Source organism: Arthrobacter sp. B0316-1-20, assembly GCF_059091865.1.
In genome coordinates this window covers 1-18,003 of sequence record NZ_JBNHHC010000052.1, presented here as the reverse complement: position 1 = coordinate 18,003, position 18,003 = coordinate 1, and the positions used below count along the sequence as shown (strand labels likewise).

The 18,003-nt window shown below is 60.3% G+C and carries 22 protein-coding genes; 11 read left to right on the top strand and 11 right to left on the bottom strand.

The genetic code is table 11. The features are described 5' to 3' along the window. The first annotated feature begins 111 nt into the window (after positions 1-111). The 5 genes from AC5RW2_RS36010 (at position 112) to AC5RW2_RS35990 (ending at position 4,464) form a co-directional block, all read left to right on the top strand. Complete coding sequence (locus tag AC5RW2_RS36010; RefSeq protein ID WP_494075087.1) at positions 112-834, top strand: hypothetical protein; 723 nt, start codon at positions 112-114, stop codon at positions 832-834. A gap of 130 nt (positions 835-964) precedes the next feature. Further along, on the top strand, positions 965-1,486 hold the full coding sequence (locus tag AC5RW2_RS36005; protein ID WP_494031820.1) for a hypothetical protein: 522 nt from the start codon (positions 965-967) through the stop codon (positions 1,484-1,486). Positions 1,487-1,602: 116 nt separating this feature from the next. Next, positions 1,603-3,276: an S-layer homology domain-containing protein gene (locus tag AC5RW2_RS36000; RefSeq protein WP_494031821.1), complete on the top strand. Its 1,674-nt coding sequence runs from the start codon at positions 1,603-1,605 to the stop codon at positions 3,274-3,276. A gap of 252 nt (positions 3,277-3,528) precedes the next feature. Continuing rightward, positions 3,529-3,861: a hypothetical protein gene (locus AC5RW2_RS35995; protein WP_494031822.1), complete on the top strand. Its 333-nt coding sequence runs from the start codon at positions 3,529-3,531 to the stop codon at positions 3,859-3,861. Between the two features lie 147 nt (positions 3,862-4,008). Beyond that, complete coding sequence (locus tag AC5RW2_RS35990; RefSeq protein WP_494031823.1) at positions 4,009-4,464, top strand: hypothetical protein; 456 nt, start codon at positions 4,009-4,011, stop codon at positions 4,462-4,464. 316 nt (positions 4,465-4,780) lie between these two features. Here AC5RW2_RS35990 and AC5RW2_RS35985 read toward each other — a convergent pair whose 3' ends face one another. Further along, positions 4,781-5,968, bottom strand: a complete 1,188-nt coding sequence (locus AC5RW2_RS35985; protein WP_494031824.1) for an integrase catalytic domain-containing protein — start codon at positions 5,966-5,968, stop codon at positions 4,781-4,783. 459 nt (positions 5,969-6,427) lie between these two features. Between AC5RW2_RS35985 and AC5RW2_RS35980 the strand changes: the two genes are divergently transcribed. Continuing rightward, positions 6,428-6,628 carry a hypothetical protein gene (locus AC5RW2_RS35980; RefSeq protein ID WP_494031825.1) on the top strand — a complete coding sequence of 67 codons (201 nt, stop codon included), beginning with the start codon at positions 6,428-6,430 and terminating at the stop codon, positions 6,626-6,628. Between the two features lie 724 nt (positions 6,629-7,352). Beyond that, positions 7,353-7,883 carry a DUF4265 domain-containing protein gene (locus tag AC5RW2_RS35975; RefSeq protein ID WP_494031826.1) on the top strand — a complete coding sequence of 177 codons (531 nt, stop codon included), beginning with the start codon at positions 7,353-7,355 and terminating at the stop codon, positions 7,881-7,883. A 92-nt stretch (positions 7,884-7,975) separates the two neighbouring features. Here the strand turns inward: AC5RW2_RS35975 and AC5RW2_RS35970 are convergent, their stop codons facing one another. Both AC5RW2_RS35970 and AC5RW2_RS35965 read right to left on the bottom strand, forming a co-directional pair. After that, a complete protein-coding gene (locus tag AC5RW2_RS35970) occupies positions 7,976-8,341 on the bottom strand; it encodes a hypothetical protein (protein WP_494031827.1) in 366 nt (121 codons plus the stop codon). Between the two features lie 147 nt (positions 8,342-8,488). Then, positions 8,489-9,232, bottom strand: coding sequence for a hypothetical protein (locus AC5RW2_RS35965; protein ID WP_494031828.1), 744 nt, complete (start codon positions 9,230-9,232; stop codon positions 8,489-8,491). 279 nt (positions 9,233-9,511) lie between these two features. Between AC5RW2_RS35965 and AC5RW2_RS35960 the strand changes: the two genes are divergently transcribed. Beyond that, positions 9,512-10,039: a hypothetical protein gene (locus tag AC5RW2_RS35960; protein ID WP_494031829.1), complete on the top strand. Its 528-nt coding sequence runs from the start codon at positions 9,512-9,514 to the stop codon at positions 10,037-10,039. Between the two features lie 997 nt (positions 10,040-11,036). Here AC5RW2_RS35960 and AC5RW2_RS35955 read toward each other — a convergent pair. From AC5RW2_RS35955 to AC5RW2_RS35940, 4 genes are all read right to left on the bottom strand, one after another. Then, entirely contained in the window at positions 11,037-11,228 is a 192-nt protein-coding gene (locus AC5RW2_RS35955) for a hypothetical protein (RefSeq protein ID WP_494031830.1), read from the bottom strand. Between the two features lie 264 nt (positions 11,229-11,492). Next, complete coding sequence (locus tag AC5RW2_RS35950; protein WP_494037000.1) at positions 11,493-12,095, bottom strand: hypothetical protein; 603 nt, start codon at positions 12,093-12,095, stop codon at positions 11,493-11,495. Positions 12,096-12,201: 106 nt separating this feature from the next. Beyond that, positions 12,202-12,390, bottom strand: coding sequence for a hypothetical protein (locus AC5RW2_RS35945; protein WP_494031832.1), 189 nt, complete (start codon positions 12,388-12,390; stop codon positions 12,202-12,204). Positions 12,391-12,417: 27 nt separating this feature from the next. Beyond that, entirely contained in the window at positions 12,418-12,879 is a 462-nt protein-coding gene (locus AC5RW2_RS35940; protein WP_494031833.1) for a hypothetical protein, read from the bottom strand. Positions 12,880-13,196: 317 nt separating this feature from the next. Between AC5RW2_RS35940 and AC5RW2_RS35935 the strand changes: the two genes are divergently transcribed. Continuing rightward, positions 13,197-13,685, top strand: a complete 489-nt coding sequence (locus AC5RW2_RS35935; protein WP_494031834.1) for a hypothetical protein — start codon at positions 13,197-13,199, stop codon at positions 13,683-13,685. Between the two features lie 207 nt (positions 13,686-13,892). On the opposite strand, the gene AC5RW2_RS35930 is transcribed toward AC5RW2_RS35935, so the two are convergent. Then, complete coding sequence (locus tag AC5RW2_RS35930; RefSeq protein ID WP_494031835.1) at positions 13,893-14,417, bottom strand: hypothetical protein; 525 nt, start codon at positions 14,415-14,417, stop codon at positions 13,893-13,895. Next, positions 14,414-15,019 carry an RNA polymerase sigma factor gene (locus AC5RW2_RS35925; protein WP_494031836.1) on the bottom strand — a complete coding sequence of 202 codons (606 nt, stop codon included), beginning with the start codon at positions 15,017-15,019 and terminating at the stop codon, positions 14,414-14,416. Before AC5RW2_RS35925 ends, AC5RW2_RS35930 begins: the two co-directional genes overlap by 4 nt. A 284-nt stretch (positions 15,020-15,303) precedes the next feature. On the opposite strand from AC5RW2_RS35925, the gene AC5RW2_RS35920 reads away from it, so the two are divergent. Further along, entirely contained in the window at positions 15,304-15,891 is a 588-nt protein-coding gene (locus AC5RW2_RS35920) for a hypothetical protein (protein ID WP_494031837.1), read from the top strand. A gap of 88 nt (positions 15,892-15,979) precedes the next feature. Here the strand turns inward: AC5RW2_RS35920 and AC5RW2_RS35915 are convergent, their stop codons facing one another. Together AC5RW2_RS35915 and AC5RW2_RS35910 are read right to left on the bottom strand one after the other, a co-directional pair. Beyond that, a complete protein-coding gene (locus AC5RW2_RS35915; RefSeq protein ID WP_494031838.1) occupies positions 15,980-16,402 on the bottom strand; it encodes a hypothetical protein in 423 nt (140 codons plus the stop codon). A gap of 416 nt (positions 16,403-16,818) precedes the next feature. Beyond that, positions 16,819-17,220, bottom strand: coding sequence for a DUF6228 family protein (locus AC5RW2_RS35910; protein ID WP_494031839.1), 402 nt, complete (start codon positions 17,218-17,220; stop codon positions 16,819-16,821). 284 nt (positions 17,221-17,504) lie between these two features. Between AC5RW2_RS35910 and AC5RW2_RS35905 the strand changes: the two genes are divergently transcribed. Beyond that, positions 17,505-17,906, top strand: a complete 402-nt coding sequence (locus tag AC5RW2_RS35905; RefSeq protein WP_494031840.1) for a hypothetical protein — start codon at positions 17,505-17,507, stop codon at positions 17,904-17,906. Positions 17,907-18,003: the final 97 nt, after the last annotated feature.

Below are 18,003 nucleotides of genomic sequence, written 5' to 3'. Positions count from 1 at the left end.
TGCAGGAATGGCTTCCACTGCTTTACTGGAGGCCAGCAGTGTTCCTCGGAGTTCAAGAGTATGCTGCTCGCGTTATTGCTGGCGCGAGCAACAGGAACGATAGAGCAAGCCATGACTGAACCAGCCCCTGCGGCGCCAGTATTCACAGTGCAGGACCTCGTCAAAGACCTGGGTCTGACCCCCTACACTTCCCCGGTGGCCGGTGTGGTGGGGAACCTCGTCAAAGACCAGAACCTGTTTCCGCACACTTCCGTGGTAGCCGGCGTGGTCGGAAACCTCGTCAAGAACCTAGACCTGAGTCCACAAAGCACTTCGACCGTTTCTCTGGCCGCGCTGTCCTATTCGCGTGCAGTAGCGATTCCGTCGCTAGGCAATATGTATCAACGGCTTATAGGCGCCCCCAACGTCTCCCGTCTCCTTCAGGATCTAATCAGCGCCGAAACCTGCAAACCCGATGCTTTCGGAGTCAACCGGGTTTCCCATGATGAGGATTTTGTAGCCCTTAGTCGCTCGCTTCGCGAGTATGGTCCGACGGATGATCTTGAGGCTGACTTAGATGCTGTACTTGAGGCAACAACTGCCGATGAAGAGGGCCATCTCCACCGAGTTGCAGGTTACTTACGTCTCTCCGTGTCGTTGGACCATCCCGGAGATCGTTTGGCTCTTAAAGTCATATGTGGATATACGGTCTTCCTCACACTCTTCGGCATGCTCTTGGTGAATCCTGTCCTCGCTGCGGCTTTAATTACCGCTGCGGGCAGCGCAATAAAGTCTGTCCAATGGGCCGATGAAGCACTGGAAAAGCTACGGCGACCAACGCCCCCAGAGCGCTAAGCGCTCCGCTGCCCGATGGCTCTTCTGAATTAGTCCTGCCTCCGGCGGATTTCAAGGCCTGTTATCGGATAGTTAGATCAGGCGATGGGTCGCGGCCTGGGACAAGTGCTGCGGCAGTTACGATCAGTGCATGCCTTCAGACAGTGGCCCTGGTTCGCTCCCGGCCGGGGAGCCTTCAGAGAGGGGCAAGGCGGGCAGGAAACCCAAGGCTGGATTTGCCCTTGGCCTGATCGCTGTCGGGATTGCGGCTATCGCCGGAATGATTCTCCTGATCGCAGCGGTACGCACGCTGTTTCCACCTGAAGGCGCAGACATGTATCAGATCGAGATCATGGGTCTCGGCCCGCTCTTTGCCATGTCGGCAGTTCTGATGCTGCTGCTAGCAGGGGGTCTGTTCTGGCTGCTGCTGCTGGCTTTCCGGGGAAAGAAGTCGGCCTACAACGCCCTAGTCGTTACTACGGCCATAGCGGCCGTGATCGCGCTCCTATGGAGCGTTCAAACGGTCAAGGACCTGGAAGTGTACGGGATCGAAACGGTAACTCTTCCTGCCATTTACGACTTCACCGTCCTTGCAGGAGCGCTCAGCCTCTGGAAGCTACGGGCGGTGTCAAGGCGTGCTGAGGGATCGCACAGGCCGCTCGTAAATCGTTGACCTTCAACTCGCCTCTGAAAATATTTGCAGGAGCATGTTTTTGCGGTAGGCCTGCGGGTTATAGTCTGCTCAATGAACGCGGTGTCGCGTCCGGAGTTTGAGTTGGGGGACTTGGAATGAATCGTCGCAGTACCGCACGCACTACCGCTGCCGCAGCCTGCGCGATACTGCTGTCCCTGGTTTTCGCCGCTCCGGCCGGAGCCGCTCCGGCTCCTTCCCCTGCGGCAACCACGGGGCCGCAGGCCCCGGGCTTCTGGGGGTGCGACCGGTCGGAGGACGACCCCACCCCAATCCGGGAACTGCGCGTTGATGAGGGCTACGCCAGCATGGTCACGCTGAACGCCGACGGAACCCGGCTGTACGTGTCCAGTACCGCACCAACACTCGAACACGGTCTATCCGTCTCGGTCTTTGACACCCGGTCCCTTCAGAAGCTGGCAACCATCCCCAGGCCCTACCGGTATGTCGGCTACACCGGGCAGGTAGCACTTCACCCCGCCGGTACCAAAGGTTACATCCCCCTTGACGGCGGAGAGGTGCAGGTCTTCGATACCGCAACCCACGAAGTCACCGCCACCATCCCGGTTGAAGGTTCTCCCGGCCATCTGGAATTCAACCGTGACGGATCCAGAGCCTACGTGCTGGACTTTCGCGGCAAAGTGTCCGTGGTTGATACCGCCACCGATACCGTCCTCGACACCATGGAGTTCTACCAGTCCGGAGAAGTCTCTCCCCTATCCGAGCTAAGCTCCCTGATCCTGGACCCCACCGATACTTACGCCTACCTCACCAGTTCGCGTAACGGCAGCGTCTACATTGTCGATCTGGCCGCCCGGGCGATCATCGACACCATCGAGCTCAAAGTTTCCATCGGCGATGGCACGGCCCTGAGCGAAGACGGACAAACACTGTACGTCAACACCCGCGGGGACCGGTCAATGGCCGTCATCGACCTTCCCTCCCGCACCGTGACAGCCCGGATCCCGGTGGGCATGAGCCCGCAAGAGGTGGTGCTCAGCAAATCGGGACAGCGCGCCTACGTAGCCGAGTCCTACCACGGGCGTGTGGCGGTGGTCGACCTGATCACCAACGCGGTCGTCTGCTCGCGGCAGCTGGAACCCTACTACTTCCACTCACCTTTCGACATTGTGCTCAGCCCGGACCGTGAAACCATGTACGTGGCCAACTGGACCCACGGCACCGTATCCATCATGGAGGTGCCCGAGGAACGGAACCCCGCCTTCCCCGACGCTCCCTCCACCGCCCTGTTCCACCGGGAAATCAGCTGGCTGGCCGCCGCAGGCATCACCACCGGGTACGACGAAGGCACCTTCCGCCCGCTCGAGCCGGTGCGCAGGGATGCCATGGCGGCCTTTCTCTATCGGTTCTACGGATCACCGCAGTTCGATCCGCCCGCAACCTCACCCTTCACCGACGTCGCGCCCACCGATAAGTTTTATCGGGAAATCACCTGGCTGGCGCACAGCAAGATCACCAGAGGCTGGGATGACGGCACCTTCCGCCCCGGTCAGCCGGTCAACCGGGACGCCATGGCCGCCTTCATGTTCCGCACCCTCTACAGCGCCAACGACACGGCTCCCCAGGTTTCACGCTTCAGGGACGTGCCTCCGGGTACTCAGTTCCATGGGGAAATCACCTGGCTGGCGGACAACGGCATCATCACCGGCTGGGATGACGGCACCTTCCGTCCCGGCCAGCCGGTCAACCGGGATGCCATGGCCGCTTTCCTTTTCAGGCTCAACAACCTGCACCTGCAGGGTCCGCTATAACCGGCTGACTGCAAGCATCGGGCCTGGGGTCGCGTAAGGCCGTACCGGCCAAGGCTTTAGCTTTTAGAAGTAAATCGCCTCAGCCAAGGGGCCATACATCCCGCGGATTCCATGACTCTGGCCTGCCCGCACAACGGCTCGGGGTGAGTAGGAGAGACGGCCCTGATGTAATCGGCGACGTTGTGTACCTGGCCTACCGCCGCCACACTCAGAAGAAAGCCGGGCCGTTGCCGTACTGACTCAGGAGGCGCCATGTTTGGAAACCCCTTCGGAATGGATCCTGTGCCGCCGGGGATCAACCCGAATGTGGACCACAGCCAGGGACTGCGGTCAGAAGGAAATACCGCTGGTGCCGGAAGGTTCTGGAGAAAGTACCTGTTTGGGTTCCTGGGTCCGATGGTACCCATCGCCCTGTTCCTCGTCTTGGAAAGAATGGTGGGAGCCGGCTGGGCGGCAGCCATCGCCGCAGCCCTGGTTGTCACAGCCATCATCCTGCTGGCCCGCAGCCACCGGAGGAAGACCCGGGCCAGGGCTGAGGAAGGGGACCAGGAAGCACCTGCGTCCGGGGACGGAGGAAATACCTGATCCCACGGTTCTTCCCGCGGCCAGCCCGTATCGGCCGGCAACTATCGCTTATGGTTCAGGAAAGTCTCTAGTCTTCAATGCCTGACCATCATAGGCTGAGGCCACATGCTGGGCTGGTCGGTTTGTCAGAAGGATAAGGATGGGGAGATGAAAACCGGGTACAAAGTCTTGTTGGCCTTCACTCTGTTCGTTGTTTCCCTGGTTGTCATCATCTTTCTTCTACCGGATGAGTACAGTTCCCTCACCTCTATCCCGTCCGGGATCTTCGTTTTCTACATGAGCTGGCTTGGCTACCAACATGCGACCAGGAACCGTAGGTCCGGTGTGGAGAAGAGCGGGGAACAAGCGAAAGAGCGGCCACGAACCTTCCAGTACAACTCAACTCAGATGAAAGGCCCTCTCATCTTTGTCACTGTGCTGACCGCTGGCCTTTGGGCCGTTGCAATCACCGCGTATCTGGACGGTCCCCGAGAGCAGATATTCCTCCCAGTCGGTGCAGTAGTCCTCACTGTGATTGTGGTGATGGGATTCATCAGGTTGCGGAAGACCAAGGCCCAGGAAGCGGCCATGGGCAGGAACAGCGACAAATCATCTGCCCCATAGCTCGGACGCCATGCCTAGCAACGGACGCGACAGAAGAAATCCGCTCACATCGGCACTAGGACATCAAGGCATCAGCCGTCTCGACGGAGAGCCGGCTTTGTGCGGGCGGGTTTTGAACACCGTGCAGAGGTGCTTGAACCACGCTAACGACGTCCCGCGCTTCCTGAGAGCCATGATCGGCGGTCTTGGCGCACTTCCCAGCGCTGACACCCCCTGTTGCCTCATTGCAATACCTCCGGGAAAGAATATTCGTTGCCTCATCTGAAAACCTCCGGATTAGCGTCTTCGTTGCCTCATTGAAAAGGCTCCGGGTGGGTCAGGTGTTCCAGGCCCGGTTGACGGCGGGTTTGATCGGTGCCGGTTTCTTCGCGCGGGCGAGTGTTTCCAGTTCCGCGGTCAGGGCCAGGATCTGCCGGGACAGGGCGGCGGGCTTGATGCGCTTGAACGCGGCGTTCATCCGGATGATCGGGCGTTTGCGCATCTTCGAGTGCCGCACGGCGCGCTGGTGCGGGGTGGCCGGGGCGTCGTGCTTCTTGATCACCTTCGCCCCGCGGCGGTGCTTCTCGATGAGTTTCTGCTGAGGGAGCAGGTAGTTGGTGAAGATCCGGTCCAGCTCCCAGATCTCGTTGAGCTTCTCCAGCTCCGCAGCGGTGTCGTAGCGCAGGTATCCGACCAGCTCGCGGACCCGGGCCCAGTTCTTCTGCTCCACGTGGGCACCGTCGTTCTTGTTGTAGGGCCGGGAGCGAGTGAAGGTGATCCGGTGCTCCGTGCAGTACCTGAGCAGGTGCTCATTGATGAACTCGGAGCCGTTGTCCGAATCGATCCCGATAACAGGGAACGGGAAGACGGCGATGACGTGCTCGAGGGCCTCGAAGACCCACTTGGCGGCCTTGTTGCGCACGGACCGGTTCACCGTCCACCCGGTGGCAATATCTGTCACCGTCAGGGTGAAGCAGAATTCCCCGGAGGCGTTTCCGTCCTCGTGGCCGACCAGATCGATCTCCACGAACCCCGGGACCGCGTCGTCCCATTCGGCCCAGGTGCGGATGGGGATCTGGGATTTGAGCAGCGAGCCCGGTTTGGTATGGGAGCGGCCCCGCGGCAGCATCTTCGCCCGCTCGGGCGCGAGCCTGCGGTCGATCGTGGCCGCGCTCATGCGTACCAGCAGTTCCGCCTGCGCGTCGGTGACATCCAGCTCCCCGTCGCGGCGCAGCAGCGGCACCAGGGTGGGCAGCATCGGGGCCAGCAGCCTGCCGGCCGGGGCCCGCAGCACCGCCCAGCAGGTGACCAGAGCCGGCAGCAGCTCCGGCCCGTACACCGGTGCCCTGCCCGGCCGCGGCCGCACCGCCTTCAGGACCAGCGCCCCGCGCAGCGCGGCGCGGGCGTGGTCGCGGTGCCAGCCGGTCAGCTCCACCAGCTCGTCCAGAATCCGGCCCTTCCCGGCCCGGTCGGCGGACCGGTAGGCCAGGGCCTTCTTCTTCGTCACGGCCTTGCGTTGGCTCATCGTCAGCTCCATGAGAACGGGCATAACCGCACCCGGTCCCCGGACCCGGACACCACGCCGTTGCCGGAGGTTTTCATCCGAGGCAACGAACCGGCGTTCGCGGAGGTATTGCTCTGAGGCAACGACTGCAGCTGCGCGGAGGTTTTCTATGAGTCAACGCGCACCCTGTGCAAGCGTGCGATTTGCCGGTATCGTCCCCGTTACACAGGAATAAGGGGCGTAGACATGAATCCGAGCCTGAAAGTGCGAGCTGCCATTCTTCTGCCCGCAATCGCCATCATGGTCGCGATGACTGCTCTCGCAGTCGCCCAACCAGACCTGATCGGGCCTCTCACGAGAGCTATGCCGTTCGTCGGCATGGTAGCCCTAGGACCGGCAATGGTCATAGCACGGTTAATGGGACACCGGAGTGCTCAGTCAGAGGCGCACCTCCACAGGAGGGCCGTCCGGCTGAGGAAAGTGCTGATCGCGATTCTCGTGGCCAATGCGGTCTTCATCGTGGGCATGGCGGTTCTGGCATTCACCCAGCCGCCGAATGTTGCGGCCCTGACTATCGCCATCACCGCGGTGGTATCCATCATCGTGGTCGTAACCGCACTTGTTCTCGATCGCCGGACGCATTCCGAGGAAGGCTCCCAGAGCCGAACAATTACACCGTAAATTCGGACGACTGGTGCGGCCTCAAAAGAAGTGGCTACCTGACGTCGCCTGGTGACTCTTGTGCCTCTCATCCCTCTTCAAAGCAGCGGAGAAAAATACTGGGCGTAACATCCCGTCCACTGGGGGACTAGCCGACTCCGTCTCCTCAAGCAGCCTCCTATCTTGCCTGTACTGAGCCGTGCGGGTGCACACATGAGCTGTGCGCTGCTGGAAAATCTCTGGCCAGGAACTGTCCGCAGCCGTAGGCTGAGCGCACAGATGCCGCCGGTGAAAGGGGCCAACCGTCCGCCAACGATTCGCACTCTTCTAATCGGCCGGCTGCCGGCGTCACCGCTATCAACCACCCGAAGCGTATATTCATCGTCTAACAGGAGCGGAACCGCATGAGACGCCAAGCTTCAAGAAAACCCGTTCCAAGGGCGCTGGCAAAGTTCTGTCTAATTGCCTCTCCTGTTCTATTCCTACTTTTCCTGGTCTCGGCTATCTGGGCGATTGCCGCCGGTGACTCCATCTGGAGCGTACTTCGCGGCTTTGCGTTCGCCCTGATATTCGTCGCTATTTTCTTCCAAATGCGTCTGGAATATAAGCGCGCTCAGGAGACATCGAACAAGCCGCTTTAGGCCTCACGGCCCAACCACTGGCCCCAGGCGTCTTGCCCCGCGGCCTGTTCCGGCCCGATGCCGCACAATCGTGGTTCTCCGTTGGTTGGCCATAGTCTTCTGAGGTGAATGTCTACAAGGAGCATCCCAGCGTCGTTGGCCGCTGGAACAACAACGAGCTTGTTCCCCTGGATGAGGCCCGCGCGGCCGACACCACCGTCTGGTTCCCCATGCCCGAAGAGGATGAAGACGGCGAACGGATCTGGGAGGGCCTCAAGGGCCGGCTTGAACCGGGCGGGGAGGTGACTCTGCTGGCCATCCCGGCCTATGCATACGATCTGAACTTCGGCGACACGGTGAGCGTGATCGCCTCGGCTGAAGGCCCCCTGGTGGCCACCGGTATCCTTCGCGACAGCGGCAACTACACTTTCCGGATCATCGTGCCCGCTACCCCTGAGCCCGGCGCCGAGTGGCATACCCTCGCGGAGAAATTCGCCCGAATGGGCTGTCTGGTCGAGGTCATGACCACCCGGTTCATCTCCCTCTCCTGCGAGGCAGCCCAAGCCCAGGAGATAGCTGACAGCCTCCGGAACCTTCAGGACGCCGGGGACCTGATGTACGAAACCGGACGCACCCGGCACCCGGACAATTCCTGAACCTCCCGCCCATCCTGGCTTGTATCCTGCATGCTTTGCAGGCCGTCTGTACTGAGGGGGTGACGTACCCCATCCCATAACACGCGGCTACTTCATTCGCTTGGACGTTCATACTCTTTCTTGCGCAATAGCTCCGCCACGATGCCACCCAGCCCGCAAAGGCCCATGAAGATAGCAGGGAAGAGCATTTCCTCGGAGGTCATGAATAATATAGCGGCACCCATAATCAGTATGACCGAGCAGGTTATTAGCGGCCATTTCGCTTGCAATCGTGCACGGCGCTGCGGATCGTAGTGAAAAGTGCGCTCAACAGTAATCAGCACACCAATATCCGCAATTAGCACCATTGCGCCGATGACTACTAGGAGCCAGCTACCGAAAATAATTCCGGCTCCTAGCGCACCCAAGGCAGTCAGTCCCCACGATATGGCCATAAATCTTCCGCGATCGAGAGGCATCCAGACCTCACCTCTCTTGGGCATGAATAACATTCAGAGCCTCCTAGATGAGCCGACAGTCTCATGAACGGCGCGGTTATTAAGGCGAGTTGGTCCCGTCGCGGGTGGGCCGGGCAGGTTTTCGCCCGGCCCGTTTGCTGCCGGTGTTCAGTCCTTTTGGCCTTGTGCCAGTGCGTCGTTGGCGAGTTTGACGAGTTCGGCCTGCGCCTGGGACGGGACACTGGCACCGATCTTGACCGCGTTGGCCGCCAGCGGTCCCTGGACGCCGGCAATGGTCATGATCGACTGGGTCTCCCCGGTGTCCAGGGTCTGGGTGACGAGGGTGCCGACGGATTCCTCGCCGATGGTGGTCACCTCCAGCGGCTGCACCTGGCCGGTGATTGTCCGGCCCTGGACCTGGATCTGGAAGTTGGCGCACTCGGTGGCGGCCTGCCTGGCCTGGGCGATCTCCTCGGCCATGGCCTGCGGATCAGGAACCGCAATGACAGTCACGGTGGTCACCGTGTTTTCCGCAGCCGCCTGGCTGGTACCCGCGGCGTAGGTGCTGCCTTCGGGTACCTGGGCGTTCTCGGTGGCGAACGCGGCGCAGGCCTCCGGGGTGACGGTGGCAGTGGACTGCATTTCCTTGGCCTGGGCCAGAAGCTGGTCCAGCTGGGCCGCCGGCACCACGGTCAAAGGCTGGCCCTGCGCATCGGTCAGGGAGGAAACCAGAGCGGTCAGGTCCTCATTGGTATAGGTCTTGGCCGCGGTGGGCGTCGGCGACGGCGCCTCGGAGGACGCCGGGGCCGCCGAGGCCGGTTCGGACGATTCCGATTCCGCCTCTCCTCCGCAGCCGGTCAGCACCAGCGCCCCTGTAAGAATCAAACCGCAGATCCCAGTGTTCCGTTTCATTGGTTCCGTCCTGTCGATCAGCCGCTGTATCAGGCACAGCGTGGTTTGTCGTGATACAGGTCACGCTACATTCGGTCCATGGGGCCCGCCAGAGCACCGGACGGGTTAAAGGTTGCAAAGGCAGCAAGGGAATCATCCCCGGACCCGGAAGGGATCAAGGTGCCTTGCGGACTGCGAGATGCGAAGCAGGAAAACAATAGTTAAGGTCTGCTCGTTTAACCACCCATGCCATAGAGGCAGAGCCTTCACGCCCATTCCACTGGGGTGTTTGATGGGGTTATGGACACGGCGAAACGGCTCGCGCGACTCGCGGTACAGGTCTTCACGCAGATCCTGGTGTTCCTGATCCTCACTTGGTTGAGAACGCTGATAGGTGGGGAGGACTGGGCGGACGCCCTGTCGTCGATGGCTTTTCTTTTGGTCATTCTCTGGATCGTCATGCTTCTGGGGTACTGGCGGGACCGCCGAAGGGCGGCCCGGGGCGTGTTCAAGTGCTACCTGCGGGTTACCTCCGGATCCGCGCCGACGCTCACCGGCAAGTGGCAGTACGGCTTCGCAGCCCCCGGTGAGGGCCAGCTTGAATTCCAGCCCTTCCGTGGAGGAATTGAGAGCGGCGATGTTGTTGCGCTGCCGGTCGAAGGGGTCGGCAGTGAGAGGGAACCGACTTGGAAGGAAGCCCTGTTCGGATTCTCCTTCCCACCGCGCTTCATCACCCTCGAAACCAACGGGGGCCGGATAGAGCTTGCCGCTGCCCGGCCTGACATCCAACGGGCACGAGTTACCATCACCCAACCGCAGCCTCGCTGAGGCCCGCACAGAAACTCTAAGCCTGCGGTGTGGCCTTCAGACTGCTTCGGCAAAAGCGGTCTTTCCTCCCGCCTGTAGTGAACCGAATGAGTTGGTTGTTAGCGGGAGATGGTCTCGTCCCGCTTTCCCTCCCGGCCCCCGTTCCCCGTCAACCTTACGAAAATTCCCGCAACGACTACCAGAACGAGCAATCCTGCGAGCATGAAACGAGGCAGATTCGGGTCTGGGACTGCGATTATTGTTCCCGCGATTGCGAGAAGAGCCACTATCTGCAGCCACGACAAGCTGAAGTTCTTGCGCATCTGTTCCCCGCCTCACACCGGACCAATGTCCGCTCATCCTTGCGTGAAACTGCTGTGAGGGCAATACATCTCCACTGAGAAGCCAGCCGTCTCGCCGAGGGAGCCTTCTTAACCGCGGGATGCAGGCACTCTCAGGGGCAGAAACCTTCGCCCCCACACTTGAGACTTAAGGTCCGTTTGAATGGGCGGCAGGACTCCCTCATCCATCGACTCGAGGATGCCCCTCCTTGTCAGGCTCCGACATGCCTCGCCTGCCCTTTCCTACAGCCGAAAAGATGAAAAAGGTGACGAAAAACATCGGCAGGCCCATGAAAAGCAGCATGTCGAGTCTGTCCGTACGGATGGCCCAAACTATAACTCCAGTAAGAACTATCAGAGCAGCGGAGCGAGCGATCCAGCGCCTTTTCATGGATGGGGCCCTTCAAGAGGCGGTTTCTGTAGTTATGCAGCGGTCCTGGAAGTGAGCCCTAAGCTTTTCCTTGCCGGGAGAGGGAGCGGGGTTGAGTGTCCTTATCAGTGAATCGTGAATGTCAATCTATCAAGCGAGGACTCACAGGACGATCCCCTAAACAAGGGCTCGAAACTTACGTGATCCGCAGAAGCACTGCCTCGACAAGGAACCTCTGTTATCCGGCTGGCCAGAAGAATCGTCAGCTCCATGCCTCTGGCCGCAGCGCTTTTTGCAGCCTGTTAAGTCAACGGCGCCAGCGTCGGACGGCGACAATTAGACCGACCGTAGCCAGCACGGGAAGCACAATGAAGATGTTCGCCGAGCCGGCTCCAAGGGTCCATATCCCGAGCATGAGCAACCAACACAGCACGGTGACGAAAGCGGCCAGCACCACCACTGTGGGGACCTGGTTCCGCTGAAAAGATTGATGGGACATGCCACTTCTCCTGCCTGCAGAAGGTTCGGAATCTGTCTTGTCATCACAGCACGAAGCCACGTAACCGGCCAGCCCCACGGCACGGGAATGCCTTCCTCGGCACAGAATTAGCTAGGGCTATGTGACCCCACATACCGACTCGATCGGGAATGCCTTTTATCGAGCCCCTTGCACGAAACAGTATGCACAGGCCGAGCCGGCTGGGCTGCCGCCGAGCATCGGGAGAGCGACTTAGCGGTCCTGCCGACCGGTCCCCATCCGTTGTTATGCGCTGCCGTCGAGTTGCTTCTTCCTGGCCCTCAGCATCGTCCAGATGGCGGCCGCGATGGCAAGAAAGAAAACAGCAAGCGGGGGCAGAATGGTTGCCAAGGTGAGCCCGCCGGACAGTGCGGCGGCAATTGCACCGGCGCCGAGAACTAATCCTGTCAAAGCCGAGCCCGTCATGATCCTCTTCCAGATGTCGGCATCACGGCTGCTGAGCTGGGAGGCGGTGAATTTCTGAGTGACCTCTGGCTCAAACAGTTGGGCAAGAGACATACCTGTGAGGCACGGAAAGAGTGCCAGTGCTTGATTGGCAAAAAAGTTCGGAGCGCTGATGACCGCAACAACGACCGTGACAACCCCGAACCCGATGACGGACATGTACTTCCATCGGCGGCGGGTCAGTCTGAGCCTGCCACCGTGGCTGCGTCCGGACAGCACGACAACCCCGGCAAGGACAACGAGACCGGCCGCAACGGATACCAGGATGCGTAGCCAGGAATCAAAGGGCAGGCCCCAGAAAAGGACACCGGACAGGACCCCCAGGACGATGACCACAAGCCCGTCAGCAATCCGGAGGCCGGTTTCAGCCTTCGCGGACATCATGCCCTAATTCGATCCGGTTGCCCTGCCGGTGTCAATCATCTCCGGCCCTACCGTCTCGGCCAAGGTGGCGTGCCGCAAGCGACTTACAGAAATGCATTACGCCGCCTCAGGCGCTGACTTTGAGAGTGAGTGCCGCGATAAGGAACAAGAGACCAATGAAGCTAAGCGTCATGAGGGCAATCCGGGTGGATCCTAAGGCTTCCCCTTTGGCGCGTGGATTCTTCATCGCATAAATAGCCGCAGGAAATCCAAGCAGGATGGCTATCATCATCAACACGAACGGGTCCATCTGCACGGGATTCCTCCTGTAGTTCGTTGAATCCTAAGCGGACCTGACGTGGAAGGTGTCACGCCGTCGTTTGACGCTCCAACTTGAGATGGACCCTTCCTTGCTGCGGACCCGGACGGGCTTCTTTGTTTGCAGAACCTGAAGGTGCTGGGGGTACTCGCAGCCGGTTCGCCGTGCGAACTCGACAGCGAACTGCTCATTGACGAGCCGGGCGAGGTCCTTTTTGGTCATGCCCATGTAGACGGCAAGTGCGATCAGAAGGACGAAAGCGGCGACCAGGACGGTGGCAAGGAGCCAGCCCTCGATGATCTCTCGCATTCTGAGCTGTACGGCAACCAGGACGATGCCTACAAATATCGGGGTGGTCACGCGCTCCGCGACTTCCATAAGCCAGTATTTACGGACATCGGGAAACGTGACGGTGAAACCGTCCTTGCTCATCAGCACCCCCGGGCCCTGCCTTATCAGTCCCTGCTCATGGATCGTGGTGCTCAATGTACCAAGCCTTGAAACCGCTGGCGAGGGGCCCAGGAACAGCCGTCCTTACCCTCATGCCGGCACGCCTCATACAGATCCGTGGGCAGGGGAATCACACGTGGCAAGCCGATTTATCTCGAGCGAAACTGTCACGGGTCCCGCACCTGGTGGGGCACCCTGCAGGTAAACCAGAGGCACGATTTCGCATCATCTCCCCGAAATTGTCTTGCCTCTCTGGTTCGGAATCCTCGACAGTCCTAGGCTGAGCCCCGACAGCCTGAAAGCCCGGCCCTCCAACAGCCCACCGGATGTGGGGTTAACAAAGGGGTGCAGAAATGCGCAGAGGAATCAAAATCGCTATTGCCGCAGCTGCGGTTGCAGGAGCTGCAGCAGTGGCTATCGCCGCGGTACCGACACCCGAGCCCAGGGACGCGTCCCGGATCATAGATTCACTGGCCAGGCCCCAGCAGGCGGAGGACAGAGTTCCTGCGGCGTGGGAGTCCCGCCTGCCCATGGATCTTGATCCCTCGAAGACCCGGCTGCTGGGAACAGTGGAGCCTGTCACCTACTACGGGGTGCCCAGCGGTGACGACAAGCTCTGCATGATTGCCGCGGACCCCACTGACGCCAACGGACTCGGATCCATTGGCTGCACGCTGCTGGTGAGCTTCGAAGGCAGCGGCCTGAAGATGGAGAATCCGGAGCGAACCGAAGCAGCCTGGCTCGTGGCTCCGTCCTCGGCCGCCAAGAGTCTGGAGAGGGTCAAAGACCAGTCAGGATGGAGCCAGCAGGCACCGAACTTCCTGGTCCGGACAGACCACTAATCGCCTCTCCAGCACCCGTGAACCGGTCTTCAATATGGTGCCTTGGAATCTGATCGCTGCAAGGGCCAAGCGCAAAGTTCGCCACGAACCCCTGCAGAGTATGTTTGGCGAAAGTGTCTTTTGTCTTGCGCAGCGCACAAGCTGCGGGCTACAGGCGCCTTCGCTGAGACAGTCTCTGTCATGCAAATGCGCACGGAGTGATTGGGCTTACGGTTCCAGTGCGGGTATGCCGAGGCGCTGGCAGATGTCGGGGCCGCCGGGTATTACCGCGGCCATGTCTTGGTAGACGCATGCCGTCAGTTCCGGTACCGGGTACTTGGGGCCGTTGGGATCGTCGGGGTTGAATCCGCTGTTCGGATCCCGGAGAGCAGGGTTCATGCCGTTCCGGGTCAGAACACCTTCCCGCCAGGCTTCCGCGCACCGCTCGACCGCACTTCCGGTGTCTTCACCTGGCAGCTGAGCCAAACCGAGTCCGTCAGGTTCGTTGAGGTCCTGGCTGTAGAAGCAGCGGATGAAGGTCTGGTCGGGTACGGACTGGCTGGCCACGTAGAAGGCGCCAGCCGTGGTGCCGGCTGCGACAATGCCGGCCAGGACGATCAGGCCGGTGTGCCTGTTCCTTTTCTTCTCCGGTTTGCGGATTTCCGCGTTCATGGCCGCCAGCAGGACCGTTCTGGTCTGTTCGCGGCGCGCCCGCGGGAAGTCTTCGGTGTCGATGTCCGGGATGCCCATCATTCTCTCCCTTCCACAAGTTCGCTGCTGTCCGTGGCCAATTCCGGTCCCTCGGATTTGAACCTGGACCGGACCCGGTTGAGCCGGGACCGGACGGTGCCGACCGGGATCCGCAGGGTGGCCGCGGCCTGCTCGTAGGTCTGTTCCTGGACCAGACACAGGATGGCCACGTCCCGGTCTTTGGCCGGCAGGCGGTCGAAGGCTTTCAGGACCTCCTGCATTTCGCGTTCGGCGTCGACCTTGGCGGCGGTCGCGTCGGCGGGATCGGGCTGCTGCCTCGGGACCGGCAGCCGCTGCAGCAGCGCCTCGTACCGGCGCTTCGAGCGGTTCCGATTCCGGTCGACATTGGTGGCTACGCCGAAGAGCCAGGGAATCATCGGTTTGCGTTCGATGTGCAGCTGGTCCCGGTGGCGCCAGGCCTCCATGAAGGTCATGCTGACGATTTCCTCGGCCTCGTGCCAGGAGCCGGTACGGCGGAAGGCATACCGGTAGACCGCATCGGCGTGCCGGTCAAAGATAATGCCGAACGCGTCCGGATCCCCGCGCGCGCACCGCTTCAGCAGCGCCTCGTCGCTCTCACCGTCTAAAGAAGAAGGTTCCCCCATACCTAGTAGTGTCCACCACTGCGAAAAAGGTTCACGAAGATCTGACCGTCAAGGTGTGTGATAGAAGAAACTCGCTCACACCGGTAACAAGCAACAAGGTGTCAGCCGTCTTGACGAAGGACCGGCTCTGTATGGGCCTCCTGCCGGACAGGGATGCGCCGCCGCTTCAGTCATACAGGGCGTAGCCTGACTGCATAAGTGATACGGAAGTTGTTGCTTATGCGGGAGCTCTCCGTGATCGCGTGTCAGGAATTCCCTATAGCGATGAGACCAGGACGGGCATCATGGCGGAACAGATGTTGCATCCCACGCCCCGCAGCCGGTGGGAGCAGGTCTTGGACGTGGGCGGAACGTTCGCCACATTCTTCATTATTTTCAGCGCGTTCACCCTGCTGCGCGAGGCGGTGGGATTGTGGCCTGCCATCGTCATCGTGCTCCTGAGTGCTGTCGTTCTGACAAGCATTTCAGGCCGCTTCATCGCATCGTTGAAACAAGCGCGCGCAGCCAAGGACGCTGAACAGGGTCTTTTTGAATGCCACCTTCGGTACGGCAAACCTGTCCCGGGCTCCTCCAGACGCCCTTGGTCCATAGGCTATGCACAGGTAAAGGGCGGCACTCTCACCTTCCAGGCCAAAAATGGCGTATCAGGTCCTCTGGCCGGGCCCCTGAAAACCTTCTCAAACCTCGTACCCCTTGATAGACCAGACCCGTCCGCAAAAGGTCCATGGCCCATAAGGGGAAAAATCGTAACGCTCGATACCGACAAGGGCCCCATCGATTTGGCAGCATCCGAGACCGGCCTGAAGCTGCTCGCAGCCCACTACTCAGGCCACGGGAACCCGGACCGTCCCGGCACAAACCGGCCAGCCTAGTGAGGGCCAGCGGCACTCAACTGATGTCTTCCCCGTCCGGCTTGCAGTCGGCCGGTTGGGAGTGCTGCCTAGGCCCTGGATGGAGGCTTCAGATGTCGTCCTCGTCCTCGCCGGGGTATTCGAAGGGACCGAGCTCTTCAATTAGCTTCTTGCCCTTGGGCGTGAAGGCAAGCATGAATCTTTCGCCGTTGCTGGGTGAATCGAACGGCCATTCTTCCAATTTCCACTGTCGGCTCAGCCACCACCTTGTAATCTCCTCAAAGGCTTCGTTTGGAGTGCAATCCCACGGTTCGAACTTTTCCCGGACGTTCCCAGGAATCATCAGACCTTGGAAAAGCAATTCGGCAAGTACTCCGATAGCCATAACCTGCTGATCCAGGGGATCCTTGGCCCCCGCAAACCAGGCAAAAGAGGCTAGGTCTCCTGCGCCAACCCAATCGCTCTGGCCTTCATAGAGGGCTCGATGCGCTGCGGGGCTGATGACGTACTTGTCCACCGGTTCATTGCTCATGGTTGTCGCGGTTCCCCTTACCTCGTGATCTGAACGGCGTCTGAGCGCCAAGGACCTTCATCGTGCCGGAAGCTGAATCGCCCCGCCAACTTTGAGCGTCCCGGTTGCCGGCCGCCTGCCGGCCTCACCCCGGTCGTCTGAACCGCTGCGGGGGCTCGGCCTGTCAGGGAGACAGGAGGCAGGAGGCTTGGTCCCCTGCGCAGTGCAGGGGACCCGGACTCGGCCCGGCTCGAACGGGCTGTCACCCTCTCCGTCATGGGTGCGGTCATCCGGAGCCAGCGCACCTTGAGCGAGGACGAATCTATTAACTCACGCTGCATGTGCTCGATGAACGCCAGCGGCTTCCATTCCGTTAGCGGGCAGGCTGAAAGCCCTTTTCGAGTACCTAGGCCAACGGTCAGGTGAGCTTTCTTCGATTAGAGGCTTAGCAGCAGTTGGATGCCATCGGCAACGCGGGTGAGTTCCTCACCTGGTTCGAGGGTCACTTTCCCACAGACGGTCCATTCGTCAGGAAAGGACGGATCCTGCAGGGCGAACATCAGCTGGATGTGGCCATTATGTTCGGCGCGGAGGTTCAGGTCGCCTTCCAAAGACTCATAGTGCTTGGTGCCGGCCCACCCAGTCCAGTGAGCGGCCAAGTCCTCGAAGAAGTCTCGGAGGTCGTCAAAGGCGTTGGCGTAGTGGGGCGTAATTCTCCGGCTTGCCGTCAGACCTTCCAGCTCAACCGAAACACGAAGGCTCAGCATTTCCGAATCGTCACCGCGTTTTACTTCGTCGAACACGATCCTGTTGAAATGGCCAACCACTACTCTGTTCATTGGCCCATTCTGCATTATCTGGAAGATCGGTCGGAGAACATGACCGGCACGAGTAGCGCCCTTACCTACACCGGTCTGTCTTACCTGCCGCCCGGCTTAGTACAGGCAGCTTGTGGACCATCGGGTGCAAGGCACTTCTTAGGCATAAGCGTTTAGTGATCGTTTCATCTGGAAAAGAAGCGCCACCGCTTTCATGGAACCCTCATCACCGGCGTCCCTGCTTGGTACATTGAGCATCACGATCCACTGCTGTGGACCGGCCGCAGCATGGATGGGGGGTCCTGATGGGCAAAGACGGGTTTACCATTACGTTTCCCGAGCTGCACCGGTACTGGGTTGCCGATTTCCTGTTTCGGCTTTCCGGCCCGCTGGTCGGTGTTGTGGTTCTGCTGGTTTTGTTCTCCGTGAACGCGGATTCAAAAGGCTTTTACACGGTGCTCCTGCTTGCCGTGTTTGTTCTGTCCACCGGGCTCCGAATCTACTGCTCCAGGACTACGAAGAGGTTGGCTCCGCTCGTCAATGAACGGTTCGCAGTTGAATTCATGCTGCGCACCGGACAGGAATACCCCCAGCACCTTCAGATCCTGAAGATCAAGGAAACCATTCCGGCCCGCAACCAGGACGGCTCCATCTCGCTCTGGAGTGTCAGACATCGGCGCGATGCCTTCCGCATTGCACCGCTTTAGAACCTGAGGAACTGTGCACAAGCCGCCTGTACTGAGCTGGGACCTTGCACGGCATGCATCTCTGTCTTTGTCTGGGTTGTTTGGGAGTGTGGAACGT